Annotated in this window: 23 protein-coding genes, 1 tRNA gene and 1 riboswitch; of the genes, 19 read left to right on the forward strand and 5 right to left on the reverse strand. The window is 40.7% G+C overall.

The window, feature by feature from the left end:
* The first annotated feature begins 59 nt into the window (after nt 1-59).
* From ATE34_RS03290 to ATE34_RS03300, 3 genes are all read left to right on the forward strand, one after another.
* Complete coding sequence (locus ATE34_RS03290; RefSeq protein WP_084911063.1) at nt 60-2,618, forward strand: pneumococcal-type histidine triad protein; 2,559 nt, start codon at nt 60-62, stop codon at nt 2,616-2,618.
* A 195-nt stretch (nt 2,619-2,813) separates the two neighbouring features.
* The gene (locus ATE34_RS03295) at nt 2,814-3,731 is read left to right on the forward strand and encodes a metal ABC transporter substrate-binding protein (protein ID WP_084911064.1); all 918 of its coding nucleotides are present in this window, start codon (nt 2,814-2,816) and stop codon (nt 3,729-3,731) included.
* A gap of 7 nt (nt 3,732-3,738) precedes the next feature.
* A complete protein-coding gene (locus ATE34_RS03300) occupies nt 3,739-6,756 on the forward strand; it encodes a pneumococcal-type histidine triad protein (RefSeq protein ID WP_084911065.1) in 3,018 nt (1,005 codons plus the stop codon).
* A gap of 66 nt (nt 6,757-6,822) precedes the next feature.
* On the opposite strand, the gene pepT is transcribed toward ATE34_RS03300, so the two are convergent.
* A complete protein-coding gene (pepT, locus tag ATE34_RS03305) occupies nt 6,823-8,046 on the reverse strand; it encodes a peptidase T (protein ID WP_084911066.1) in 1,224 nt (407 codons plus the stop codon).
* A gap of 153 nt (nt 8,047-8,199) precedes the next feature.
* Between pepT and hemH the strand changes: the two genes are divergently transcribed.
* Entirely contained in the window at nt 8,200-9,294 is a 1,095-nt protein-coding gene (gene hemH / locus ATE34_RS03310; RefSeq protein ID WP_084911067.1) for a ferrochelatase, read from the forward strand.
* Nucleotides 9,295-9,335: 41 nt separating this feature from the next.
* Here the strand turns inward: hemH and mscL are convergent, their stop codons facing one another.
* On the reverse strand, nt 9,336-9,716 hold the full coding sequence (gene mscL / locus ATE34_RS03315; RefSeq protein ID WP_084911142.1) for a large conductance mechanosensitive channel protein MscL: 381 nt from the start codon (nt 9,714-9,716) through the stop codon (nt 9,336-9,338).
* Between the two features lie 79 nt (nt 9,717-9,795).
* Nucleotides 9,796-10,233: a GtrA family protein gene (locus ATE34_RS03320; protein WP_084911143.1), complete on the reverse strand. Its 438-nt coding sequence runs from the start codon at nt 10,231-10,233 to the stop codon at nt 9,796-9,798.
* A 28-nt stretch (nt 10,234-10,261) separates the two neighbouring features.
* Nucleotides 10,262-10,358, forward strand: a riboswitch (PreQ1 riboswitch).
* Here ATE34_RS03320 and ATE34_RS03325 point away from each other — a divergent pair.
* The 4 genes from ATE34_RS03325 to dapA all read left to right on the forward strand — a co-directional run bounded on the left by ATE34_RS03325 (nt 10,356) and on the right by dapA (nt 13,468).
* Nucleotides 10,356-10,865, forward strand: a complete 510-nt coding sequence (locus ATE34_RS03325) for a QueT transporter family protein (RefSeq protein WP_084911068.1) — start codon at nt 10,356-10,358, stop codon at nt 10,863-10,865. It overlaps the preceding riboswitch by 3 nt.
* Nucleotides 10,866-10,970: 105 nt before the next feature.
* Nucleotides 10,971-11,043, forward strand: a tRNA-Thr gene (locus tag ATE34_RS03330).
* 357 nt (nt 11,044-11,400) lie between these two features.
* A complete protein-coding gene (locus tag ATE34_RS03335) occupies nt 11,401-12,477 on the forward strand; it encodes an aspartate-semialdehyde dehydrogenase (protein ID WP_084875251.1) in 1,077 nt (358 codons plus the stop codon).
* Nucleotides 12,478-12,532: 55 nt separating this feature from the next.
* Nucleotides 12,533-13,468 carry a 4-hydroxy-tetrahydrodipicolinate synthase gene (gene dapA / locus ATE34_RS03340; protein ID WP_084911069.1) on the forward strand — a complete coding sequence of 312 codons (936 nt, stop codon included), beginning with the start codon at nt 12,533-12,535 and terminating at the stop codon, nt 13,466-13,468.
* Nucleotides 13,469-13,510: 42 nt separating this feature from the next.
* Here dapA and mnmE read toward each other — a convergent pair whose 3' ends face one another.
* Both mnmE and ATE34_RS03350 read right to left on the reverse strand, forming a co-directional pair.
* Nucleotides 13,511-14,884 (reverse strand): tRNA uridine-5-carboxymethylaminomethyl(34) synthesis GTPase MnmE, encoded by a 1,374-nt coding sequence (gene mnmE / locus ATE34_RS03345; protein WP_084911070.1) that lies wholly within the window; start codon nt 14,882-14,884, stop codon nt 13,511-13,513.
* 134 nt (nt 14,885-15,018) lie between these two features.
* Complete coding sequence (locus ATE34_RS03350; protein WP_001117401.1) at nt 15,019-15,201, reverse strand: 4-oxalocrotonate tautomerase; 183 nt, start codon at nt 15,199-15,201, stop codon at nt 15,019-15,021.
* A gap of 121 nt (nt 15,202-15,322) precedes the next feature.
* Here ATE34_RS03350 and ATE34_RS03355 point away from each other — a divergent pair, with 121 nt between their 5' ends.
* The 11 genes from ATE34_RS03355 to ATE34_RS03405 all read left to right on the forward strand — a co-directional run bounded on the left by ATE34_RS03355 (nt 15,323) and on the right by ATE34_RS03405 (nt 25,425).
* Nucleotides 15,323-15,913 carry a thymidine kinase gene (locus ATE34_RS03355; protein ID WP_000068130.1) on the forward strand — a complete coding sequence of 197 codons (591 nt, stop codon included), beginning with the start codon at nt 15,323-15,325 and terminating at the stop codon, nt 15,911-15,913.
* Entirely contained in the window at nt 15,910-16,989 is a 1,080-nt protein-coding gene (gene prfA / locus ATE34_RS03360; protein WP_001028815.1) for a peptide chain release factor 1, read from the forward strand. Before ATE34_RS03355 ends, prfA begins: the two co-directional genes overlap by 4 nt.
* Nucleotides 16,989-17,825 carry a peptide chain release factor N(5)-glutamine methyltransferase gene (gene prmC, locus ATE34_RS03365; RefSeq protein WP_061598417.1) on the forward strand — a complete coding sequence of 279 codons (837 nt, stop codon included), beginning with the start codon at nt 16,989-16,991 and terminating at the stop codon, nt 17,823-17,825. The genes prfA and prmC overlap by 1 nt, the downstream gene beginning before the upstream one ends.
* Entirely contained in the window at nt 17,809-18,411 is a 603-nt protein-coding gene (locus ATE34_RS03370; protein WP_061598416.1) for an L-threonylcarbamoyladenylate synthase, read from the forward strand. The genes prmC and ATE34_RS03370 overlap by 17 nt, the downstream gene beginning before the upstream one ends.
* Nucleotide 18,412: 1 nt before the next feature.
* A complete protein-coding gene (locus ATE34_RS03375; RefSeq protein WP_084911071.1) occupies nt 18,413-18,844 on the forward strand; it encodes a GNAT family N-acetyltransferase in 432 nt (143 codons plus the stop codon).
* A gap of 55 nt (nt 18,845-18,899) precedes the next feature.
* Complete coding sequence (gene glyA, locus ATE34_RS03380; protein WP_061598414.1) at nt 18,900-20,156, forward strand: serine hydroxymethyltransferase; 1,257 nt, start codon at nt 18,900-18,902, stop codon at nt 20,154-20,156.
* Between the two features lie 7 nt (nt 20,157-20,163).
* Entirely contained in the window at nt 20,164-21,138 is a 975-nt protein-coding gene (locus ATE34_RS03385; protein ID WP_180382663.1) for a nucleoid-associated protein, read from the forward strand.
* Nucleotides 21,138-21,740, forward strand: coding sequence for a lysozyme family protein (locus tag ATE34_RS03390; RefSeq protein ID WP_084911073.1), 603 nt, complete (start codon nt 21,138-21,140; stop codon nt 21,738-21,740). The genes ATE34_RS03385 and ATE34_RS03390 overlap by 1 nt, the downstream gene beginning before the upstream one ends.
* Before the next feature lie 86 nt (nt 21,741-21,826).
* Nucleotides 21,827-22,801, forward strand: a complete 975-nt coding sequence (locus ATE34_RS03395) for a DUF1002 domain-containing protein (RefSeq protein ID WP_084911074.1) — start codon at nt 21,827-21,829, stop codon at nt 22,799-22,801.
* Between the two features lie 74 nt (nt 22,802-22,875).
* The gene (gene rlmD, locus ATE34_RS03400; RefSeq protein ID WP_084911075.1) at nt 22,876-24,234 is read left to right on the forward strand and encodes a 23S rRNA (uracil(1939)-C(5))-methyltransferase RlmD; all 1,359 of its coding nucleotides are present in this window, start codon (nt 22,876-22,878) and stop codon (nt 24,232-24,234) included.
* A 561-nt stretch (nt 24,235-24,795) separates the two neighbouring features.
* Entirely contained in the window at nt 24,796-25,425 is a 630-nt protein-coding gene (locus ATE34_RS03405) for a hypothetical protein (RefSeq protein WP_061598409.1), read from the forward strand.
* The last annotated feature ends 21 nt before the right edge of the window (nt 25,426-25,446 follow it).

Below are 25,446 nucleotides of genomic sequence, written 5' to 3' on the forward strand. Positions count from 1 at the left end.
AGTTTCTGCAATTTAGAAATGAATTGCAACTAGAAATATCAAAAAGAAAGAGAGTTTCGATGAAAATTAATAAAAAATATCTAGCTGGTTCTGCGGCAGCTTTAATTTTAAGTGTTTGTTCTTATGAGTTGGGACTGTATCAAGCTAGAACGGTCAAAGAAAATAATCGTGTTTCCTATATAGATGGAAAACAGGCTGCGCAAAAAACAGAGAATCTGACTCCTGATGAAGTCAGCAAGAAAGAAGGCATCAATGCGGAGCAAATCGTCATCAAGATAACAGACCAGGGCTATGTCACTTCGCATGGCGACCACTATCATTACTATAATGGCAAAGTCCCTTATGACGCTATCATCAGTGAAGAGTTGCTGATGAAGGATCCAAACTACCAGCTCAAGGACGAGGATATTGTCAGTGAAATCAAGGGTGGTTATGTTATCAAGGTAGATGGAAAATACTATGTATACCTTAAGGATACGGCCCATGCAGATAATGTTCGTACGAAAGAAGAAATCAATCGACAAAAACAAGAGCATAGTCAGCATCGTGAAGGAGGAACTTCAGCAAATGATGGTGCGGTAGCTTTGGCACGTTCACAAGGACGCTACACCACAGATGATGGCTACATCTTTAATGCCTCTGATATCATTGAAGATACTGGTGATGCTTACATCGTTCCTCATGGCGACCATTACCACTACATTCCTAAGAGTGAGTTATCAGCCAGCGAATTGGCTGCCGCAGAAGCCTTCCTATCTGGTAGAAGTGGTCAATCGAATACGCCTACTTATCGCCGTACCAATAACAACAGTAGTAGTTACGATATAGATAGATGGACCCCATCCTATAATAACCAAGGCAACAGCTATAACAATCAAAGCAACAGCTATACGAACACGAACACAGCTAACAACAGTAGCGACGATAACCAAGCAAGTCAGAGTGATGAGGATATTGATAGCCTTCTGAAACAACTTTACGCCTTGCCACTCAGCCAACGACACGTAGAATCTGATGGCCTTGTCTTCGACCCAGCACAGATTACAAGTCGAACAGCTAGAGGAGTTGCTGTGCCTCATGGGAACCATTACCATTTCATCCCTTATTCACAGATGTCTGAATTGGAAGAACGAATCGCTCGTATTATTCCTCTACAGTACAGTTCGAACCATAGGGTGCCAGATTCAAGACCAGAACAACCAAGTCCACAACCGACTCCGGAACCTAGTCCAAGCCCGCAACCTGCACCAAATCCTCAACCATCTCCAAGCAATCCAATTGACGAAAAATTGGTCAAACAGGCAATTCGAAAAGTAGATGATGGTTATGTATTTGAGGAGAATGGAACATCTCGTTATATTCCTGCCAAGGAATTATCAGCTGAAACTACTGCAGCCATTGATAGTAAGCTAGCCAAGCAAGAAAGTTTAGCTCATAAGCTCGGAGCTAAGAAAACCAACCTCCCATCTGGTGATCAAGGATTTTATAATAAGGCTTATGACTTGCTAGCAAGAGTTCATCAAGACTTACTTGATAATAAAGGGCGCCAAGCTGATTTTGACACTTTGGATAAACTGTTGGAACGTCTCAATGATACCTCAAGTGATAAAGTCAAGTTGGTGGATGATATCTTGGCCTTTCTAGCACCGATTCGTCATCCAGAACGTTTAGGAAAACCAAATGCGCAAATTGCCTACACTGATGATGAGATTCAAGTAGCCAAATTGGCAGGCAAGTATACAACAGAAGATGGCTATATCTTTGATCCTCGTGATATCACCAGTGATGAGGGGGATGCCTATGTAACTCCGCATATGACCCACAGTCATTGGATTAAGAAAGATAGTTTGTCTGAAGCTGAAAGAGCGGCAGCCCAGGCTTATGCTAAAGAGAAAGGTTTGACACCTCCTTCGACAGACCATCAGAATTCAGGAAATACTGAGGCTAAGGGAGCAGAAGCTATCTACAACCGCGTGAAAGCAGCTAAGAAGGTGCCACTTGATCGTATACCTTACAATCTTCAACATACTGTGGAAGTCAAAAACGGAAGCTTGATTATTCCTCATTATGATCATTACCATAACATCAAATTCGAGTGGTTTGACGAAGGACTTTATGAGGCACCTAAGGGGTATAGTCTAGAAGATCTCTTTGCGACTGTCAAGTACTATGTCGAACATCCAAACGAACGTCCGCATTCAGATAGTGGTTGGGGCAATGCAAGTGACCATGTTCAAAGAAACCAAAATGGTCAAGCTGATAATAATCATACTGAAAAACCATCAGTGGAGAAACCTCGGACAGACAAACCTGAGGAAGAAAAACCTCGCGAAGAGAAGCCTCAAAGTGAGAAACCAGAATCTCCAAAACCAACTGAGAAGCCGGGGGAAGAATCACCAGAGGAACCAGAAGAACCTCAGGTCGAGACTGAAAAGGTTGAAGCGAAGTTGAGAGAGGCTGAAGAGCTACTTGCAAAGATCCAAGACCCCATTATCAAGTCCAATGCCAAAGAAACTCTCACTGGCTTAAAAAATAACCTGCTATTTGGTGCTCAGGATAACAATACCATTATGGCTGAAGCTGAAAAGTTGTTGGCTTTATTAAAGGAGAGCAAGTAAAGGTAGTAGCATTTTCTAGATCCTAAAAACAGGATAGGAGAACTAGAAAAGTTAAAATCGAAAATGAGAACAGAATGTAAGTTCTAGTTCTCATTTTTTTCATGAAAATATGTAAAATATCTTGACATATAGTGTAAATAAAGATAAACTATTTACTAGTTAATTGAATGGTTAAATACTAGTTAAGGAGTAATGATGAAAAAAAGAACAATACTATTATTGATGGCCAGTGTGTTGGCTCTTGTCTTAGGAGCATGTAGTCAAAAAGAAAAACAAGAAGCAAAAGGAATGAAGATTGTAACAAGTTTTTACCCAATCTATGCCATGGTCAAAGAGGTATCAGGTGACTTGAATGACGTACGGATGATTCAGTCAAGTAGTGGGATTCACTCCTTTGAACCGTCAGCAAATGACATTGCTGCTATCTATGACGCGGATGTCTTTGTCTACCATTCTCATACGCTCGAATCTTGGGCGGGAAGTCTAGATCCAAACTTGAAAAACTCAAAAGTTAAGGTTTTAGAAGCTTCTGAAGGAATGACGTTGGAGCGTGTACCAGGTTTGGAAGATGTTGAAGCTGGTGACGGCATCGATGAAAAAACACTCTACGACCCTCACACTTGGTTAGATCCAGAAAAAGCAGGTGAAGAGGCACAGATTATTGCAGACAAACTTTCGGAACTTGATAGTGCCAATAAGGAAACGTATCAAAAGAATGCTAAAAACTTTATCGCTAAAGCCCAAGAATTGACTAAAAAATACCAGCCTATTTTTGAAAAAGCGAGTCAAAAGACTTTTGTTACGCAACACACAGCCTTTTCTTACTTGGCTAAACGTTTTGGATTGAAACAACTTGGTATTGCAGGGATTTCCCCTGAACAAGAGCCAAGTCCGAGACAACTAACAGAAATTCAGGAATTTGTCAAAACTTATAATGTCAAAACCATCTTTACTGAGAGCAATGCTTCTTCTAAAGTCGCTGAGACCTTGGTCAAATCAACGGGAGTTAGCCTAAAGACACTCAATCCTTTAGAAGCAGATCCTGAAAATGATAAAACGTACTTAGAAAATCTAGAAGAAAATATGAATGTTCTTGCAGAAGAATTAAAATGAGGAGATTATGAAAATTAAGAAAAAATATCTTGCAGCAGGATCGGCTCTAGTCCTTTCCTTAAGTCTTTGTATCTATGCATTAAATCAACACCAGGTAGAAGGAAACAAAGATAAAAATCGTGTGTCTTATGTCGATGGAAAACAAGACTCTCAAAAAACAGAGAATCAGACACCAGACCAAGTTAGCAAAAAAGAAGACATTCAGGCAGAACAAATTGTCGTGAAAATTACCGATCAAGGTTATGTGACTTCACACGGTGATCATTTCCATTATTACAATGGTAAAGTTCCTTTTGACGCGATTTTCAGCGAAGAGCTTTTGATGAAAGATGCCAATTATCAACTGAAAGACGCTGATATTGTTAATGAAATCAAAGGTGGCTACATTATCAAGGTCGATGGTAAGTATTATGTTTACCTTAAGGATGCGGCACATGCTGATAACGTTCGTACGAAGGACGAAATTGAACGCCAAAAACAAGGTCATACTCACGATGCACCAACTTCTAACAGTGCAGTGACACTTGCGCAATCACAAGGCCGTTATACTACCGACGATGGCTACATCTTTAATCCGTCTGATATTATCGAGGATACTGGTGATGCCTATATTGTCCCTCATGGTGGACATTACCACTACATTCCTAAGAGTTCCTTGTCTGCTAGCGAATTGGCTGCTGCCCAAGCCTACCTTTCTGGAACTAGAAAACAAGCAGGTGTGACTGACTATCGTCCGACTCCAAACGCAACTAGTCAAACTAGCAATCCGAGTCAAGAAGCTGAAAGGCCAAGCAATCCAGAAGAGAGCTTACAAACTCTATTGCAGCAACTCTATGCTCTTCCAAGTAGTCAACGTTATGCTGAATCAGATGGCTTGATTTTTGACCCTGCTAAGATTTCAAGCAGAACACCAAGTGGCGTAGCGATTCCACACGGAAATCACTATCATTTTATCCCATATACAAAGCTTTCTGCTTTGGAAGAAAAGATTGCGCGAATGATTCCTTTATCTAGCGACAGTGGGAAACCAACACCTTTGGAAAATCCAAGCAAACCAGCAGAGCATCCAGCTCAATCGGATCATCATCATGACCAAGACGGTGACCATGGAAGTCAGGATACCAACCATGAAGATCATGACCATGATGGAGAGGAGCATGACCACCATCACGGTGAAGAACATGATCATGGTTTTGCAGCTGACCGTGTCATCAGTGAGGATGAGCAAGGGTTTGTAGTTTCTCATGGAGATCACGCTCATTATTTCTTTAAGAAAGACTTGACTGCAGCTCAAATCAAAGCTGCCCAAGATCACTTGAAAGAAAATCATCAGTCTGAGCCGGTTCAACCACTTGCAAAGACTGTGGAAAGTTTCTCAAGAGATGCTAGTGATGAAGAAAAAATCAAGTATATCTCACAGACTTATGGGGTTCCGCTCGAAGCGATTCGTATTTCAAATGGATTCTTTGTCTTTGGAAATCCGGATCAAGCCTATGATCCAACCCATATCCATCCCTATGCTGTTCGAAAAGAACATGTTCGTATTCCTCTCCAAACTGGGAATCCAGAACTGGATTTCCTAAATGAACTTTATACGACTGCCCTACGTGATGGGGTGTCTCCTTATAGTTTACAGGTAGAAAGTGGTAGTTTTGTGATTCCTCACGGAGACCACAATCACTACATCAAGGTTCAAACTAAGGGCTATGAAGTAGCTTTGAAAAACAAGATTCCAGCCCTACAATCGACCTATCAACCTGGAGCATTTGATGAACAAACTGTTCTATCTAAAGTGGATCAACTTTTAGCAGATAGCAGAAGTCTCTACAAAGACCAGCCAATCATGCAGAGACGTGTTGAACTTGCTTTGGGGCAGTTCACCGAAAATATGAAAAAACTGGCAACAAACTCAACTGCTGGATATCTAGCAGCCTTGGATCTCTTTGATAAGCAATATATCCATGTGGATCAAAGTGTGGCACCAGTTGAAACTTCACCTTTAGATAAGAAGTACCAAGCCCTTGTAGATAAGATCAATACACTGGATACGGACACTTATGGCTTGTCTAAGAAAGATCTTTTGGTACATTTGCAGGAAGCAAAACTAGCACAAGATGAGACAGAGTTGGCTGCCATTGAAGCGAAACTTCAGGCCTTGCAAGATTTCCGTGATCGGACAGGGGTTACAACAGTAGAGTACATCAAGTATTTCTATGAACATGTATCTGATGGTCGTTTGAGAGAAGAACTTCGGAACCGTGTTGCCAAGTTGACATGGGAACTTTACCAGTCACAGTCTTTCCTCAAAGCGACCGACTTGAATAAGTTATTCCCAACTATTTACCAAACTAAGCTAGAAGTAGAAGAAGCTCTCAAAGAAGAACCCGTTTCTACAAAAGCTGGTAAGACTATTCTAGATACGGAAAAAGTAGATAGTCAAACCGCTAAGACAGCCATCTATGAATTTCTAAAAGAACTCTACGGTGATTTTATGCCAGAAGAGCGGGTTAGCCATGTTAAGAAGGAAGAAGTGGATGCTCTCCTAACTAAAGTTGCCCAACTCCTAGCACGTGTTAAAGAGGATGGTGTCAAACAATCCCTAGCTGAAGAAGCAGCTAATATCAAAGCAGCTACTGAAAAGGAAAATGCAGACCTTGACGAAGCTAAAACACAACTTGAAGATCTTTTAAATCGTATTGCAGCGACTATCCAACGAGAGGAAAAAGAAGCAGAACAAGATCCACAAACGGTGATTATCTACCAAAAACTCTATAATGTCTTGCTCTCTCTTCACAAGTACTTAGAGGATAACAAAGGATCCGATGCTGACTTTGAACGTGTTGATGCCCTATTTGATCAACTTGCAGCCAAAAGCAGTGATAAAGAAGGTCTCCTCACTCTAGCTAAAGAGATCATTAGCTTGAACCAGGAACTCCGTTCAAAAGCAAGTGAAACTGATAGCCAATCTAAGTCTGAGAAAGACAGTGAAACAGCTGCTTCTCAACCAACAGAAAAGCAAGAGTAAACCGAGACAAGTACTCAACCAAAGGAATAAAAAGAAAGGCGAAGTAGCTGAGCTACCTCGTCTTTTTTAGTCTTTATAGGATACAATGCCAATGATGGTATCTACTGCACGCTCCATTGTCTGAAGGCTGACGTATTCAAAACGGCCGTGCATGTTTTCACCACCAGCAAAGATATTTGGAGTTGGAATTCCCATGAAGGAAATCTTAGAACCATCTGTTCCACCACGAATCGGTTCAATGATTGGCGTGATTCCCAGATCTTCCATTACGGCTTTGGCAATGGTAACAGGAGTCATATCTTTCTCGATGACTTCTTTCATATTGTAGTACTGGTCAGTGAGAGTGAGTGTAACGCGATCATTCCCAAGCTCTTGATTCATCTTATCAGCGATAGACTGCATAGCTGCTTTACGCGCTTCAAATGCATCTTTTTCAAAGTCACGGATGATGTAGCTTGCACGCGCCTCCTCGACACTACCTGTCACATCCATAAGATGATAGAAACCTTGGTAACCTTCTGTCAGTTCAGGACGATCATTCTCAGGAAGTTGATTATGAAAATCAATTGCTAACTGAAGGGCATTGACCATCTGTCCTTTAGCAGTACCGGGATGAACATTGCGCCCTTGGAAATGGAGTTCAGCAGCAGCTGCTGAGAAAGTCTCGTATTGAAGCTCCCCTAGTGGTCCACCATCAACAGTATAGGCAAAGTCAACGTCAAAATCTTCTGCATCAAACTTATTAGCTCCAACACCAATTTCTTCATCTGGTCCAAAACCAACACGAATCTCACAGTGTTTGATTTCGGGATGAGCAGTCAGATATTCAATAGCAGTCATAATCTCAGCAATCCCTGACTTGTCATCAGCACCCAACAAGGTTGTGCCATCAGTTGTGATAAGGGTTTGTCCTGGATATTTCTCAAGGCTCTTGAAATCAGTTGGATTGAGTTTAAATCCAGAATCACCCAAGTCGATAGCTCCTCCATCGTAGTTTTCGATGACTTGCGGATTAACGCCCTCAGCATTAAAGTCAGCAGTATCCATGTGGGAGATAAACCCAATCTTGCGTGTCAAGCTCGGATCATTAGCTGGTAAGGTACCAATAGCAAAACCATTTGGTAGGTAGTAAACATTTTGCAGGCCAACACGTTTCATCTCAGGAATAAGAACAGTGGTCGCAAAATCTACCTGGCTCTGCGTACTTGGAGTAGTAGTAGAGTGTTCATCAGAACGCGTGTTGACCTTAACGTAGGTCAGAAAACGTTCCAAAAAGTTCGGATAAGACATAAAAACTCCTTTTTTATCATTTTTTTTCATTGTATCATAGAATGTAGAGAAAGACAAAGAGAAGTAAACAAAAATAAAATGAATGGAAGCGTTTATTTATGATATATTTCATGGTAGAATGGTAATTGAAAAAAACATCACAAGGACATATCAATGAAAAAAGCAATTTTAATGATGACATTCGGTTCGCCAGAAGAGATTACCTTTGAGAGTGTGGCGGATTTTTTTACCAATATTCGTCGTGGAATCAGGCCCAAGGATCACGAGATTCAGACTCTTTATGACAATTATGTTCGTATAGGTGGTACGCCCTTGCAGAGGATTACACGTGAGGAGGTCAATTTAGTCAAGGAATGTTTAGGGGAAGAGTATGGCATCTACTTTGCTAACAAATTTTCTCACCCCTTTATCCCTGATGTGATCAAGCAGATGGAGGCTGATGGTGTTGAAGAATGTATCTGCTTGATTTTGGAACCTCATTATTCTTTTTACTCAGTCATGGGGTATGAAAAGTTTCTGGAAAGCCAGCAGATCCGATTTTTAGTTATTAAGAACTGGTATCAACAACAGCCTTTGCTGGACTTCTGGACAGATGAGATTAGAAAAATTTTACGAAATGAGGTGGGAGAAGAATCTTTCAAGGTAATCTTTTCAGCACACAGTGTTCCCATTTTTGCCTTAGACTATGGAGATCCATATATCGATCAGATTTTCGATAATAGCAGGCTTATTGCTGAACAACTCGGCCTAACAGCCGACCAGTATACCAATACTTGGCAGAGCGAAAGTGATATTGGAATCCCTTGGATCAAGCCAGATGTTTTAGAATATTTACGAGAACAAAAGCAACATCCAGAACATTATATTTTTATCCCGATAAGTTTTATCAGTGAGCACATCGAAGTCTTGTTCGATAATGATGTGGAATGTTATGATTTGTGTCAAGAATTAGGTGTCACTTACCATCGTCCACCGATGCCCAATACGGATAGCCGTTTAATTGACGCTTTAGTTGCTACTGTAAGAGCCAACGAACACAAAGAATTTAAAGCTTTTCTCCCAGAAGAAGAAACCTTTGATGAGTTAGCGCCTTCGGCAACTACCAAGGACATCATGAAAGAGACAGACGACCTTCAGATGCCAGAATTTGTCAAAAAACTCATTGAGAAAAAAGGTCGTGAAAATGTGAAGATGCCGTACTTAATTAAGAAAATGCTAGAAAAGGCTGGGAAGTTACCAAAAGAGTAAAGAAAAAAGGATTTAGCTTTAAGCTAGATCCTTTATCTGTTTTATTTTTTCTCAAGAAGAGCTTTGATTTCTTGAAGAACTTCAAGTTCAGTTGGAGCAGCAGGTGCTTCCTCAACCACTTCCTCTTTCTTACGAAGGTTTTGAGCTTTTTCAATACCTTTGATAACGAAGAAGAGAACTGTACCCACAACAAGGAAGTTGATAACAGCGCTCAAGAAGCTACCGTAACCAACACCATTCCATGAAAGTTCAGCAATACGTTCAACGTTCGCTGCTTTCAAAGCAGGATTCAATAGAAGTGGAGTGATGATATCATTAACAAATGAAGTAACGATAGCACCAAATGCAGAGGCAATGATCACACCGACAGCGAGGTCAACGACATTACCACGAAGCAAAAATGCTTTAAGATCCTTTAACATTTTCATAAATTCCTTTCCTAATTTTCTAACTTATTATATCCTAAATTGTGACAAGAGGCAACCTGGATGCTTAAGGAGATCAGTTGCTCCTTTTAAAAATATAGATTTTACTGAAAATATAATTAAGCACAATAATCAAAATTTGTGCTAGGATAGTTTCAACCGTATTAACCCTGTCTATATTATATTCGACAAACTGACCAATAAGATCAGGAAAGGTTGTAACGAAGATATAAGTTAAAAGAACGTCAAGTCCAAGTGTAGAGAGACGAGCTAAGAAAAACTTAGCCAGGCGAGTTGGCCAATTTCTTCTCTCTTGTTTAAAGACGATTGTATCATTTGTAAAAAAGGCAAAGAGAATCCCGATAAGATTTGCGAGTATGGTTGCCAGGATTTCCTGGTGGCTGATGTGGTAAATAACCAAACGCGATAAGATAGAAACCAGAGTAGTAGCAGCACCGAAAAATAGGTAGGAGAGGATTTCGTTATCGAAGAATGCCTTTATTATTCTTTTCATGTTTTTAGTATAGCATAATGTCATATATTGTGCTATACTAGTAAGGTTGATAATCTCAACCCTTGGTGCTTAACTTCTTTCACCAAGCATATTTTACGCGGGAAACTGCTAAAGGAGAAAACATGAAAAAATTAACTGTTCGCGATATGGCAGATATCGCTATTGTCGCTGCTATTTATGTGGTTTTGACCATCACCCCGCCGCTGAATGCCATTAGCTACGGCGCCTACCAGTTCCGTATTTCTGAGATGATGAATTTTCTGGCTTTTTACAACCCTAAATATATCATTGGTGTGACAATTGGATGTATGATTGCTAATTTCTTTAGTTTTGGCATAATTGATGTCTTTGTCGGCGGGGGATCTACTCTAGTTTTCCTTAGTCTGGGTGTTTGGCTCTTTAGCAAGTACAAGAAAGACTATTTGTTCAATGGTTTGATTCGAAAAGATCATTTCTTCTTTTCAATCCTCTTCTCTATTTCAATGATTACCATTGCAGCAGAACTTCATATCGTTGCTGAAGCTCCATTCTTCTTTACTTGGTTTTCTACAGGGATTGGAGAGTTTGCATCGCTTATCGTTGGTGCTATTTTAATCGGAAAATTAGGACGCCGAATCGATCTAACAAGATAAGAAGTTTATAAGCTAGATTCTTGCTCAATCTAGCTTTTTCCATTCCATAAAATTAAAAGAGAGCGCTTGACAAGAACATAGAACTATAGTATACTTTTTAGGTAAGCTGATTTAGCTCAGTTGGCAGAGCGCATCCATGGTAAGGATGAGGTCGCCGGTTCAATCCCGGCAATTAGCATGATAGAAACGAAATAACCTTGGGAAACCAAGGTTTTTCTTGTACACTTGTATAAATGAAGCGAAGAGTTTTGGCAGTTGACAAAAGTGACTTTATCTAGTAGAATAGTAGTTGCGATGAGTCGATAGGTAGTCTTCGAACTACTATTGAGCATAAGGAGGTCATAACGCAGGAGCGGACCTTGATGAGTTGTGTGAACCTGCTCATCACATGAAGATGCCTCTTAGTCCCTGGTCAAATGGCTAGGGATTTTTAGTTTTCAGAAAATATAGTCTAAAAGTGCTTTTCAATTTCTGGAAAAAGTAGTATAATACATCTATTATAGAAATTTTTAGAAAATTCCGAAAGAGGTTATTTATGGGATATACAGTTGCTGTAGTCGGCGCGACAGGTGCTGTCGGAGCTCAGATGATAAAAATGTTGGAAGAATCAACACTTCCAATCGATAAAATTCGTTACCTTGCTTCTGCACGTTCAGCAGGCAAAACTTTGAAATTTAAAGACCAAGATATTACGATTGAAGAAACAACTGAGACAGCTTTTGAGGGTGTTGATATTGCACTCTTTTCAGCAGGTGGTTCGACATCAGCTAAGTATGCACCATACGCAGTTCAAGCTGGTGCGGTAGTAGTGGATAATACATCTTATTTCCGTCAAAACCCAGATGTACCATTGGTTGTCCCAGAGGTCAATGCTCATGCACTTGATGCTCATAATGGGATTATTGCCTGCCCTAACTGTTCAACAATCCAAATGATGGTGGCTCTTGAGCCGGTCCGCCAAAAATGGGGCTTGGACCGCATCATCGTTTCAACTTACCAAGCAGTCTCTGGTGCTGGTATGGGTGCGATTCTTGAAACACAACGTGAACTTCGTGAAGTCTTGAATGATGGTGTGAATCCACGTGATTTGCATGCGGAAATCTTGCCTTCAGGTGGTGACAAGAAACACTACCCTATCGCCTTTAACGCTCTTCCACAAATCGATGTCTTTACTGACAATGATTACACTTACGAAGAGATGAAGATGACTAAGGAAACTAAGAAAATCATGGAAGATGATAGCATCTCAGTATCTGCAACCTGTGTACGTATTCCAGTCTTGTCAGCTCACTCTGAGTCAGTTTATATCGAAACAAAAGAAGTGGCACCAATCGAAGAAGTCAAAGCAGCCATCGCAGCCTTTCCAGGTGCTGTTCTTGAGGATGACGTAGCGCACCAAATCTATCCTCAAGCTGTCAATGCAGTGGGTTCGCGTGATACTTTTGTTGGTCGTATCCGTAAAGACCTAGATGCAGAAAAAGGAATCCACATGTGGGTTGTTTCAGACAACCTTCTCAAAGGTGCTGCTTGGAACTCAGTTCAGATTGCAGAAACGCTTCACGAACGTGGATTGGTTCGTCCAACAGCTGAATTGAAATTTGAATTAAAATAGTCATATCGTTTAGGAGTTCAGATGAACTCCTTCTTTGAAATAGAGAGGTATTCTCATGTCTTATCAAGATTTAAAAGAGTGTAAAATCATTACAGCCTTTATTACCCCTTTCCATGAGGATGGTTCCATCAACTTTGATGCCATTCCAGACCTTATAGAGCATTTGTTGGCCCACCATACAGATGGTATTTTGTTGGCTGGAACGACAGCTGAAAGTCCAACCTTGACCCACGATGAAGAGTTGGAACTCTTTGCAGCTGTACAAAAGATTGTCAATGGACGTGTTCCTTTGATTGCGGGTGTAGGTACCAATGATACACGTGACTCGATCGAATTTGTCAAAGAAGTCGCAGAATTTGGTGGCTTTGCAGCTGGGCTTGCGATTGTACCATACTACAATAAACCTTCTCAAGAAGGGATGTACCAGCACTTTAAAGCAATTGCAGATGCTTCTGACTTACCAATTATTATCTATAACATTCCAGGGCGTGTAGTTGTCGAATTGACTCCAGAAACCATGCTTCGTTTGGCTGACCATCCAAATATCATTGGGGTCAAAGAATGTACTAGTCTGGCTAATATGGCTTACTTGATTGAACACAAGCCAGAAGAGTTCTTGGTCTATACTGGTGAGGACGGAGATGCTTTCCATGCCATGAATCTTGGTGCGGACGGGGTTATTTCTGTTGCATCTCATACAAATGGGGATGAAATGCACGAGATGTTGACTGCTATTGCAGAAAGCGATATGAAAAAAGCGGCAGCTATTCAACGTAAATTCATTCCTAAGGTCAACGCCCTCTTCTCTTATCCAAGTCCTGCTCCAGTTAAGGCTGTTTTGAACTATATGGGATTTGAAGCTGGACCAACTCGTCTACCTCTAGTTCCAGCACCAGAAGAAGATGCCAAACGCATTATCAAGGTTGTCGTAGATGGCGACTATGAAGCGACTAAGGCAACCGTAACAGGAGTCTTAAGACCAGATTACTAATAAAGACAATAAAATCCATGACCGAACGATCATGGATTTTTCTTATTTTCCTAAACAGAATTGGCTAAAGAGTTGGGTAATGAGTTCATCTGGAGCAGCATCTCCAGTGATTTCTCCGAGAATTTCCCAAGTACGGGTCAAGTCAACTTGAAGCAAATCAACTGGCATCCCTAGTTCAAGACCTTCATTAACTGCTTGTAGGCTTTCAACTGCCTTCTCAATCAGAGAAATATGACGGGCGTTGGACAAGTAAGTAGCATCTTGCTCGACCAAACCAGCATTTTCAAAGAAGAGGTTGTTAATACGCTCTTCAATCTTATCGATATTTTGATTTTTAAGAACTGAAATACGGATAACATCTTCAGGCAGTTCCGAAGTTTCAATCGCTTCAGGAAGATCAGTTTTATTAAGTAGAATAATGCGTTTGGTATCCTGACTGATTTCTAAGAGTTGTCTGTCTTGTGCTGTTAGTGGCTCACTAGCGTTTAAGACAAAAAGTACCAAGTCAGCTTCCTTGAGGGCTTTCTTGGAGCGTTCAACCCCGATTTGTTCCACGACATCATCTGTTTCCCGAATTCCAGCTGTATCAATCAATTTTAGAGGAACCCCGTTAATGTTGACGTATTCTTCGATAACATCTCGTGTCGTACCAGCGATGTCTGTTACGATGGCCTTATCTTCACGCAGGAGATTGTTGAGAAGACTGGATTTCCCAACGTTGGGACGGCCAATGATAGCTGTTGAAATTCCTTCGCGAAGGATCTTACCGCGACGAGCTGTTCTAAGGAGATTGGTTAGCAATTGTTCAAACTCCATGGTTTTCTCACGGACGACTGCAGTAGTGGCTTCCTCAACATCGTCATACTCAGGATAGTCGATATTGACCTCAACTTGGGCAAGTGTATTGAGGATTTCTTGGCGAGTATTATTAATGAGGTCAGAAAGAGAACCGTCCAATTGTTTGACTGCAATATTCATGGCCTTGTCTGTCTTGGCACGGATGATGTCCATCACCGCCTCAGCCTGTGTTAAGTCCACACGACCGTTTAGAAAGGCACGCTTGGTAAATTCACCCGGTTCAGCCAATCGAGCTCCTTCACGGATAGCTAGTTGGAGAATCTCATTGGTCACCGCAATCCCACCGTGAGTGTTAATCTCGATAATATCCTCACGAGTGAAGGTCTTTGGAGACTTCATAGCTCCAACCATAACTTCGTCCATGACCTTCCCTGTCTGCGGGTCAATAATGTGACCGTAGTTGAGGGTATGGCTTGCAACCTTGCTCAAGTCTTTTCCTTTAAAAATCTTTTGCGCAATGGCAAAACTATCTGTTCCACTCAGGCGGACAATACCAATAGCTCCTTCACCTAGTGGAGTAGAGATAGCAGCGATGGTATCAAATTCACGTGTAATCATACTATTTCCTTTTGTATTTCTTTTCTTAGGATAGGTATCCAAGCATCTCTTCAAATTGTAACAAAATTAGACTATTTCTTCAATGGATGCTACTTGGAGATTGAAAAAGCTTAAGCAATTCTGCTTAAGCTGGATTATTTGGTGCGCATTTCCCCTTGTGGGAAGTAAGTTCCTTCTGGCATGTCGTTGATGATGACATGAACGGCTGATTGAGGGGCTCCAGTATTACGAACAACAGCTTCCGTTACTTCCTTAGCAAGAGCTTTCTTTTGCTCGAGCGTGCGTCCTTCAAATAAATCGATGCGTACAAATGGCATAATAGCTTCCTCCAGTAGTTTTTGATTTCTTCTATTTTACCACATTTTGCCGTTTAAAGCTTCAGAAAATTATGATATACTAGAATGTAGCAAAAATTTAGAATGGACGTGAATTAGAAGCATGGCACAGTTGTATTATCGTTATGGGACCATGAACTCTGGTAAGACGATTGAGATTCTCAAGGTGGCCTATAACTACGAGGAGCAAGGAAAGGGAGTTGTGATTATGACTTCGGCTCTGGATACGCGTGACGGTGTTGGCTATGTGTCGAGTCGAATCGGTATGAAACGCCCAGCCATTGCGATTGAGGAAACGACGGATATCTTTGGTTATATCCGAGACTTACCTGAAAAACCTTACTGTGTGTTGGTCGATGAGGCCCAGTTTCTCAAGCGTCACCATGTTTACGATCTAGCTCGTGTTGTTGATGAGCTAGACATACCTGTCATGGCTTTTGGTTTGAAAAATGACTTTCGAAATGAATTGTTCGAAGGTTCAAAATACCTCTTGCTCTTAGCAGACAAGATTGAAGAAATCAAGACCATCTGTCAGTACTGTAAGAAAAAGGCGACCATGGTGTTGCGAACTCAAGATGGTGTGCCAGTCTATGATGGCGAACAAATTCAGATCGGTGGCAATGAAACCTATATCTCAGTTTGCCGTAAACATTATTTTGCCCCTGAAATCAATAAGGAGAATAAAGAAAAATGAACATCTATGATCAACTACAAGCTGTAGAAGACCGTTATGAAGAATTAGGAGAATTGCTCAGTGACCCAGATGTCGTCTCAGACACCAAGCGTTTCATGGAGCTTTCGAAAGAAGAGGCTTCTACTCGTGATACGGTAACTGCCTACCGTGAGTACAAACAAGTCCTTCAAAATATCGTTGACGCCGAAGAGATGATTAAAGAATCAGGCGGAGATGCGGACTTGGAAGAAATGGCCAAGCAGGAACTCAAAGATGCTAAGGCAGAAAAAGAAGAATACGAAGAAAAACTAAAAATCTTGCTCCTTCCAAAGGATCCAAATGACGACAAGAATATTATCCTTGAAATTCGGGGAGCAGCGGGTGGTGACGAAGCGGCGCTTTTCGCTGGAGATTTGCTAACCATGTACCAAAAGTATGCTGAAGCCCAAGGCTGGCGCTTTGAAGTCATGGAAGCTTCTATGAACGGTGTCGGTGGTTTCAAAGAAGTGGTTGCCATGGTTTCAGGTCAATCTGTATATTCTAAACTTAAGTACGAATCAGGTGCCCACCGTGTGCAACGTGTCCCTGTGACAGAAAGCCAAGGCCGTGTCCATACATCAACTGCGACAGTCCTTGTCATGCCTGAAGTGGAAGAAGTAGAATACGATATTGATCCAAAAGACCTTCGTGTTGACATCTACCACGCATCAGGTGCTGGTGGACAGAACGTCAACAAGGTTGCGACTGCTGTTCGTATCGTTCACTTGCCAACCAATATCAAGGTTGAGATGCAGGAAGAACGTACCCAGCAGAAAAACCGTGAGAAGGCTATGAAGATTATCCGTGCGCGTGTTGCTGACCATTTTGCTCAGATTGCTCAAGATGAACAAGACGCTGAGCGTAAGTCTACTATCGGTACTGGTGACCGTTCAGAACGTATCCGTACTTACAATTTCCCACAAAACCGTGTCACAGACCACCGTATTGGCTTGACCCTCCAAAAACTAGATACCATCTTGTCAGGTAAATTGGATGAAGTGGTAGATGCCTTGGTTCTTTATGACCAAACACAAAAATTAGAAGAATTAAACAAATAATGAAATTAGCTCAATTATTTTCAGATTTTGAAGAAGAGTTGATAAGACAAGGAGAGGAAGCAGAAAGCCTCTCTTTTGTCTATCGTAGCCTGAAAAATCTCTCTTTTACAGATTTCGTTTTTGCTCTGCAACAGGAAGTAACGGAAGAGGAAGAAGTATTTGTAGAAGAAATTTTCCAGCAGTTAGCGGCCCACAAACCAGCTCAGTATATCATTGGTCACGTAGATTTCTTTGGAATGCAGTTAAAAGTGGATGAGCGGGTTTTGATTCCTCGTCCAGAAACAGAAGAGTTGGTGGAACTCATCCTCACAGAAAATTCTGAGGAAAATCTCAAGATCTTGGACATCGGTACGGGAAGTGGTGCCATAGCCCTTGCACTAGCAAAAAACAGACCAAATTGGTTAGTGACAGCAGTAGATATTTCTCAAGAGGCACTGGATCTTGCATCAGAGAATGCTAAAAATCAAAATCTTAATATATTTTTTAAAAAATCTGATTGTTTTGCAGAAATTTCTGAAAAATATGATATAATTGTATCCAATCCACCCTATATCTCTCGTGAAGATGAGTCAGAAGTCGGTTTGAATGTTTTGCATTCGGAGCCTCATCTAGCTCTCTTTGCAGATAAGGATGGCCTAGCTATTTACCGCAGAATTGCGGAAGATGCAAAAGACTATCTCACAGATGGTGGTAAGATTTACCTTGAAATTGGATACAAGCAAGGTCAAAGTGTTCCTGCGCTTTTTAGGAAGCATCTTCCCCAAAAACGGGTACGAACACTCAAAGACCAATTTGGTCAAGATAGGATGGTTGTAGTTGATGATGGACAGGATTAGACAAGAGTTGGAAAAAGGGGGGGCAGTTGTCTTACCTACTGAGACAGTTTATGGTCTCTTTGCCAAAGCTCTAGATGAAAAAGCAGTGGACCATGTTTACCAACTCAAACGTCGTCCCAGAGATAAGGCTCTTAACCTTAATGTTGCCTCTCTAGAGGATATCTTGCACTTTTCAAAGAATCAGCCAACTTATCTACAAAAACTTGTAGAGACCTTTTTACCGGGTCCCTTGACCATTATCCTCGAAGCCAATGACAGAGTTCCCTTTTGGGTCAATTCTGGTCTTTCAACGGTGGGATTTCGGATGCCGAGTCACCCCATTACACTGGATTTGATTCGAGAGACAGGTCCTTTGATTGGGCCGTCTGCCAATATTTCGGGTCAGGCGAGTGGAGTGACCTTTACTCAAATTCTAGAAGATTTTGACCAAGAGGTTTTGGGTCTGGAGGACGACGCTTTTCTAACCGGACAGGATTCGACGATTTTGGATTTGTCTGGAGACAAGGTGAAAATCTTACGCCAGGGGGCAATTAAACAAGAAGATATACTTGCTCAGTTGCCAGAGATTTCTTTTGAGGAGGAATGAGATGCTCAGAGATTTGCAAGAAACAGATGTGAATGCTATATGTGAGATTAACAAAGAGGCTTTGGGCTACTCTTTTAGTCCAGAGGACACAGCTAGTCAACTAGCTAGACTGTCTCAGGATTCCCATCATTTCCTACTTGGCTATGAGGATGAAGTCAGTCATATCTTGCTTGGATATGTCCATGCTGAGGTCTATGAATCCCTCTATTCTAAAGCAGGATTTAATATCTTAGGCTTAGCAGTTTCACCTCAAGCACAAGGGCAAGGTATCGGTAAAATCTTACTGCAAGGGTTGGAGAAAGAAGCAAAAAGACGTGGCTATGAGTTTATCCGCTTAAACTCTGCTGATCATCGTCTGGGAGCTCATGCATTTTATGAAAAAGTTGGTTATACTTGTGATAAAGTGCAGAAACGGTTTATTCGCATCTTTTAGTTTGGTTTTTGTAAAATAAACTAAAGGACCAGTCACACTATAAAGGAGAAGACCTATGATTTTTGACAAAGATGATTTTAAAGCATACGATGCTGATCTCTGGAATGCTATTGCCAAAGAAGAAGAACGCCAACAAAACAACATTGAGTTGATTGCTTCGGAAAACGTGGTTTCCAAGGCTGTTATGGCGGCTCAAGGGTCTATCTTGACGAATAAATACGCTGAAGGTTACCCAAGACGCCGTTATTATGGTGGAACAGATGTGGTGGACGTTGTAGAGACTCTGGCTATTGAACGCGCGAAAGAAATTTTCGGTGCAAAATTTGCCAATGTCCAACCTCACTCAGGAAGCCAAGCCAACTGTGCGGCTTACATGGCCTTGATTGAGCCAGGTGATACGGTTATGGGGATGGATTTGGCAGCAGGTGGACACTTGACCCACGGAGCTTCTGTCAGCTTCTCTGGTCAAACCTACAGCTTTGTTTCTTATAGTGTAGATCCTGAAACTGAGCTCTTGGACTTTGATGCCATCTTGAAACAAGCCCAAGAAGTAAAACCAAAACTAATCGTAGCAGGTGCTTCAGCCTATTCTCAAATTATCGACTTCTCAAAATTCCGTGAAATTGCTGATGCTGTTGGTGCCAAGCTCATGGTCGATATGGCTCATATCGCTGGTTTGGTTGCGGCTGGTCTACACCCAAGCCCAGTTCCATATGCTCATATCACAACAACAACGACCCACAAAACCCTTCGTGGACCTCGTGGTGGTTTGATTTTGACAAATGATGAGGACCTAGCTAAGAAAATCAACTCAGCTATTTTCCCTGGTATTCAAGGTGGTCCTTTAGAGCACGTTATCGCGGCCAAGGCAGTTTCCTTCAAAGAAGTCTTAGATCCTGCCTTCAAGGAATATGCTGCTAATGTTATCAAGAACAGCAAGGCTATGGTTGAAGTCTTTTTGCAAGATCCTGATTTCCGTATCATTTCTGGAGGGACTGAAAACCACCTCTTCCTAGTGGATGTAACTAAGGTTGTAGAAAACGGAAAAGTTGCTCAAAACTTGCTAGATGAAGTTAATATTACCCTAAATAAAAACTCAATTCCATACGAAACCTTGTCACCATTCAAGACAAGTGGGATTCGTATCGGTTCTGCAGCCATCACTGCACGTGGATTTGGTGAAGAAGAAAGCCGTAAAGTAGCTGAACTCATCATTAAAACCCTTAAGAATGCAGAAAATGAAGCTGTCTTAGAAGAAGTGAGAAGTGAAGTCAAAGCATTGACAGATGCTTTCCCACTATACGAGGACTAATACTTTTATGGACATTTATATTAAGAAAGCTATTATCCATCAGTTCAGCCCAGATGATACCGAGCTGTTCTTAGCGGATAAGTTTCTCAATATCACTCCAAAAATCGAAGAATACCTACGCAAAAAAATCGAACGTGTGTATTCAGATGAAGCCAAGACTGGGATTTTCGAAGAAGAAAATCCCTTCTTCAATCACATTACTGACGATTTGTTGGAGACATCAGTAACACTGGCTAATCTCTGGAAAGAGGAATTCAGCATTTCTGAAAACCTCAAGACCAATGACTTGATTTTTGTTCAATTTTCTAAAGAAAGCGTTGAACATTTTGCTTTCTTGCGAATTGCTCTACGTGAGACCTTGACCCACCTCGGTGGAGAAGTTGATAATCCAATCAAGCTGACTCAGAATAACCTGCCTGGATTTGGAACGGGGGCTGATGAGGCCTTGGTCGTCAATCTTCAAAGTCGCAAGTACCACCTGATCGAGAAACGCATCAAGTACAATGGAACTTTTTTGAACTACTTTTCAGAAAATCTCCTAACTGTCGCCCCTAAGATTTCACCAAAGAAATCTATCAAGGAACTGGAGAAAACAGCCCAGAGAATTGCTGAGTCCTTTAACACAGATGATTTTCAGTTTCAATCCAAGGTCAAATCAGCGATTTTCAATAATTTAGAAGAAAGCAATGAATTGTCTCCTGAAAAATTGGCGAACGACCTTTTTGACAACAATCTGACAGCTCGTTTGAGCTTTATCGACCAAGTCAAAGAAGCTGTACCAGAACCAGTCCAGTTCGATGAAATTGATGCCAGTCGCCAACTCAAGAAATTTGAAAACCAAAAACTTTCCTTGTCAAATGGAATTGAGCTCATCGTTCCCAATAATGTTTACCAAGATGCAGAATCGGTCGAGTTTATCCAAAATGACAATGGAACCTATTCTATCTTAATCAAAAATATTGAGGATATTCAAAGTAAATAATGTTTAAATTTATACGAAGAATGCTAGTGCTAGCAGTCCTCCTTTTTGCTGGTTATAAAGTTTACCGAGTTCACCAAGACGTCAAGCAAGTCATGACTTATCAACCTATGGTTCGAGAAATCTTGAGTGAAAAAGATACTCCAGCCAATGAAGAGCTTGTGCTCGCCATGATTTATACTGAAACGAAGGGAAAAGAAGGGGATGTTATGCAGTCTAGTGAGTCTGCAAGTGGCTCAACCAACACTATCAATGATAATGCCTCCAGTATTCGTCAAGGTATTCAAACTCTAACAGATAACCTCTATCTGGCTCAGAGCAAGGGAGTAGATGTCTGGACCGCTGTTCAAGCCTATAATTTTGGACCTGCCTATATAGACTTTATCGCTCAGAATGGCAAGAAAAATACACTAGCACTGGCCAAGCGTTATTCCCGTGAGACTGTTGCTCCAATCCTAGGTAATACTACTGGGAAGACTTACACCTACATCAACCCAATTTCTATCTTTCATGGTGCAGAACTCTATGAAAATGGAGGAAATTATTACTACTCGAGACAGGTACAATTTAATCTCTATATTATGAAATTCTTTAATTTCTTTTAAGCATCTGGTTTTACCAGGTGTTTTTCACTATAAGCTTTCTTTAAGATTGTTTTATTACCCTAGAAAGGTAAAGGAGGGAATATCCCATGAGAAAGAAATTCTTTCTAACAAGTGCTGCAGTTTTGTGGGCTGCAACAGCTATGACGAGTGTCCACGCAGCAACAGATGTTCAAAAAGTAATCGATGAAACCTATGTACAACCTGAATATGTTCTTGGCTCTTCGCTAACTGAAGACCAAAAAAATCAAACACTTAGCAAACTCGGCTATGACGCATCGAAAGATACTAAAGATATCAAAACCATGACACCTGATATCTATTCGAAAATTATGAATGTGGCTAACGATGCAAGTCTACAACTCTATTCGTCGGCCAAGATTCAAAAGCTGGGTGACAAATCACCTCTAGAGGTCAAGATTGAAACGCCTGAAAATATCACCAAGGTGACGCAGGATATGTACCGAAATGCAGCAGTGACCCTGGGTGTGGAGCATGCTAAAATCACTGTTGCAGCTCCTATTCCAGTTACAGGTGAGAGCGCTCTAGCAGGGATTTACTACTCGTTAGAGGCCAATGGTGCTAAAGTATCGCAAGCCAATAAAGACTTGGCTCAAGAAGAACTAAAAGCCTTGTCCGATATCAATGCTGAAAACAAGGACAAGTCAGGTTACGATGCCAATAAGCTCAATGCGGCTATGACAGATATCAAGGCAGGAATCGCAAAGGCAAAGGAAGCCAAAGGAAATCTGACAGAAGAAGATGTTCGCAAAATCGTTGAAGACACTCTAAAAAACTACAAACTCGATCAGGTTATAACAGGAAACCAGGTCAATATCATCATCAATTTTGCACTCAACCTCTCAAAGAGTGACATTTTGAACAATGCTGATTTCACTAAAACCCTCAATGACCTCAAGGAAAGCATTGTTTCCCAAGCTGGAGATAGTTTTAAAAGTATCAACCTCAACTTTGATGCCAATAAAGCGCTAGAAGAGGGGGGCAACTTCTTTAGCTCCCTTTGGCAAGCCATTGTCAACTTCTTCAAGAGTTTTGGTGCTTAGGTCATTTCATGATATAATAGATGGTAACAGAAATGTTGCCGTCTTTTTTTGTCGGCCGATAGAAAGTGAAGAATATGTTAAAGAAAAATGATATTGTAGAAGTTGAAATTGTTGATTTGACCCATGAAGGGGCAGGGGTCGCCAAGATAGAAGGTTTGGTTTTCTTTGTAGAAAATGCTCTACCAACTGAGAAAATCCTCATGCGTGTCCTTAAAGTCAATAAAAAGATTGGCTATGGGAAAGTTGAAGAATACCTTGTTCGGTCACCTCATCGTAACCAAGACCTTGACCTAGCTTATCTACGCTCAGGTATCGCTGATTTGGGGCATCTTGCATATCCAGAGCAGCTCAAGTTTAAAACCAAGCAAGTCAAAGACAGTCTCTACAAGATTGCTGGTATTATAGATGTAGAGGTTGCTGAAACGCTTGGTATGGAACATCCAGTCAAGTATCGCAATAAGGCGCAGGTGCCCGTTCGTCGAGTGAATGGTATCTTGGAAACGGGCTTTTTCCGTAAGAATTCGCATGATCTCATGCCACTCAAAGATTTCTTTATCCAAGATCCGGTAATTGATGAGGTAGTAGTAGCCCTACGTGACTTACTCCGTCGTTATGATTTGAAACCCTATGATGAGAAGGAACAGTCTGGCTTGATTCGTAACCTCGTTGTGCGTCGTGGGCACTATTCAGGACAAATCATGGTTATTTTGGTGACCACTCGTCCGAAAGTTTTTCGTGTTGACCAATTGATTGAACAACTAATCAAGCAGTTCCCAGAGATTGTCTCTGTCATGCAAAATATCAACGACCAGAATACCAATGCGATTTTTGGCAAGGAATGGCGTACACTTTATGGTCAAGACTATATTACGGACCAGATGTTGGAAAATGACTTCCAAATCGCTGGCCCAGCCTTTTACCAGGTCAATACTCAAATGGCGGAGAAACTCTATCAAACGGCTATTGACTTTGCGGAGTTAAGAGAAGATGATGTGGTTATCGATGCTTATTCGGGTATTGGAACCATTGGTTTATCAGTCGCCAAGCATGTCAAAGAAGTCTACGGTGTTGAAGTGATTGCAGAAGCAGTCGAGAATAGCCAGAAGAATGCTGCATTAAACAATATCACAAATGCCCACTATGTCTGTGACACAGCTGAAAATGCAATGAAGAATTGGCTCAAGGAAGGCATCCAACCAACCGTTATCTTGGTTGATCCTCCACGCAAGGGCTTGACCGAAAGCTTCATCAAAGCAAGTAGCCAAACTGGAGCTGACTGCATCGTCTATATTTCCTGCAATGTCGCAACCATGGCGCGTGATATCAAACTCTACCAAGAATTGGGATATGAGTTGAAGAAAGTCCAGCCGGTTGATTTATTTCCACAGACGCATCACGTCGAGTGTGTAAGCTTGTTAGTGAAACGCAGTTAATCCTCAAAAGATTCACCCAAACCTTTTGAGTCCCGCAGACACATCGCGTGGAGTGTGTAGTTTTGCTGGTAAAAGCCTATAAATATTTTATCGAAGGTCTATATGAGAGTCTGGGACAAAAAGATTTTAATTTTAGGAATTCTTTATTATAAATTTTTAAAATCGATAGATTAGACAAAAAAGCGAACAAAACAAAATTCTGAATGTCAGATAACTCGTTTTGTTCGCTTTTTATATTTAAGGTTAGACTTTTGTCCCAGACTCTTTTATCTTTAGTGTAGATGTATGAAAGTAACCAAGAATCAATCATTAATGTAGAAGACTGGAATTTGATGCATCTTGAGCTGAAGCATAGGAATCAGTTTCGATAGGACTATCACATCAAATTTTAATTTTTTTAGGAGGAATAAAAGTCAATTTATAAAGCAAAGGTTAAGAGAGCAAGTGCTCTATCTATGGCCTTTTTTTCATTTCTACAGTATAATAAAAGTAGTATTGTTAAGGTTATAGTCTGAATAGTAGCTATTGTTTATGCATAGAGGATGGAAAGGATAAAGTGATATGTCATGGTTTAAAATATTACTAGCTAATATAAACAAAATATTGAATAGGGAAGCTAAAAATGTAGAGTATTATTCTTTTAATGAAATAGATTTTGACCCAAAATTCAATAATTCTAATATTTTAGAAAACAAACTCAAATATAAAACATACTACGAGAATCAAGGAAACCAGACCTTTGAGTCACTTTTAGAAGATGGTGGTTGTTTAGAATTAGAATTGCTTTATGGTGATAGTATCTTATCAGATAGTTTTGGATTTCGTAATATTGGGAAAGGGGCAGGTGTTACTAAACTTGCAGATTTAAATTTCAGGTATAGAAGCATAGCTGTTCCATCTGAATATAGAAGAACAGGGGTATGTAATTGTTTAGTATTAAATTCAATTATAGTAGTTTTAGAAAATCTGAAGCATTATAATATTGAATTTTCGTTAGTAAATACAGTCTTAATTGATATTGATGACAAATTTTCGGTCTATAATTCTGTTCTCACAGAGACTGTACCAAAAGAAAATATGCAATATAAAGTGTTCTTGGTTAAAAATAGAGATTCTGATTTAGAATTCTTACAAGAACAATATAATAGAAAACTTAAAAAATTGCTCAATAATCTTGAAGGTTGTAATTAAAAGTTTATATTGGAAGGTTAA

It is taken from the genome of Streptococcus oralis subsp. tigurinus, assembly GCF_002093545.1.
GTDB lineage: Bacteria > Bacillota > Bacilli > Lactobacillales > Streptococcaceae > Streptococcus > Streptococcus oralis_C.

Coding starts and splice junctions, on each gene's coding strand:
- mscL (WP_084911142.1), bottom strand. CDS start 9,716: ATGTTAAAGGATCTTAAAGCATTTTTGCTTCGTGGTAATGTCGTTGAC.
- ATE34_RS03395 (WP_084911074.1), top strand. CDS start 21,827: ATGAGAAAGAAATTCTTTCTAACAAGTGCTGCAGTTTTGTGGGCTGCA.
- ATE34_RS03320 (WP_084911143.1), bottom strand. CDS start 10,233: ATGAAAAGAATAATAAAGGCATTCTTCGATAACGAAATCCTCTCCTAC.
- ATE34_RS03405 (WP_061598409.1), top strand. CDS start 24,796: ATGTCATGGTTTAAAATATTACTAGCTAATATAAACAAAATATTGAAT.
- glyA (WP_061598414.1), top strand. CDS start 18,900: ATGATTTTTGACAAAGATGATTTTAAAGCATACGATGCTGATCTCTGG.
- ATE34_RS03370 (WP_061598416.1), top strand. CDS start 17,809: ATGATGGACAGGATTAGACAAGAGTTGGAAAAAGGGGGGGCAGTTGTC.
- ATE34_RS03300 (WP_084911065.1), top strand. CDS start 3,739: ATGAAAATTAAGAAAAAATATCTTGCAGCAGGATCGGCTCTAGTCCTT.
- ATE34_RS03355 (WP_000068130.1), top strand. CDS start 15,323: ATGGCACAGTTGTATTATCGTTATGGGACCATGAACTCTGGTAAGACG.
- hemH (WP_084911067.1), top strand. CDS start 8,200: ATGAAAAAAGCAATTTTAATGATGACATTCGGTTCGCCAGAAGAGATT.
- dapA (WP_084911069.1), top strand. CDS start 12,533: ATGTCTTATCAAGATTTAAAAGAGTGTAAAATCATTACAGCCTTTATT.
- mnmE (WP_084911070.1), bottom strand. CDS start 14,884: ATGATTACACGTGAATTTGATACCATCGCTGCTATCTCTACTCCACTA.
- ATE34_RS03335 (WP_084875251.1), top strand. CDS start 11,401: ATGGGATATACAGTTGCTGTAGTCGGCGCGACAGGTGCTGTCGGAGCT.
- ATE34_RS03390 (WP_084911073.1), top strand. CDS start 21,138: ATGTTTAAATTTATACGAAGAATGCTAGTGCTAGCAGTCCTCCTTTTT.
- ATE34_RS03375 (WP_084911071.1), top strand. CDS start 18,413: ATGCTCAGAGATTTGCAAGAAACAGATGTGAATGCTATATGTGAGATT.
- ATE34_RS03325 (WP_084911068.1), top strand. CDS start 10,356: ATGAAAAAATTAACTGTTCGCGATATGGCAGATATCGCTATTGTCGCT.
- ATE34_RS03385 (WP_180382663.1), top strand. CDS start 20,164: ATGGACATTTATATTAAGAAAGCTATTATCCATCAGTTCAGCCCAGAT.
- rlmD (WP_084911075.1), top strand. CDS start 22,876: ATGTTAAAGAAAAATGATATTGTAGAAGTTGAAATTGTTGATTTGACC.
- prfA (WP_001028815.1), top strand. CDS start 15,910: ATGAACATCTATGATCAACTACAAGCTGTAGAAGACCGTTATGAAGAA.
- prmC (WP_061598417.1), top strand. CDS start 16,989: ATGAAATTAGCTCAATTATTTTCAGATTTTGAAGAAGAGTTGATAAGA.
- ATE34_RS03290 (WP_084911063.1), top strand. CDS start 60: ATGAAAATTAATAAAAAATATCTAGCTGGTTCTGCGGCAGCTTTAATT.
- ATE34_RS03295 (WP_084911064.1), top strand. CDS start 2,814: ATGAAAAAAAGAACAATACTATTATTGATGGCCAGTGTGTTGGCTCTT.
- pepT (WP_084911066.1), bottom strand. CDS start 8,046: ATGTCTTATCCGAACTTTTTGGAACGTTTTCTGACCTACGTTAAGGTC.
- ATE34_RS03350 (WP_001117401.1), bottom strand. CDS start 15,201: ATGCCATTTGTACGCATCGATTTATTTGAAGGACGCACGCTCGAGCAA.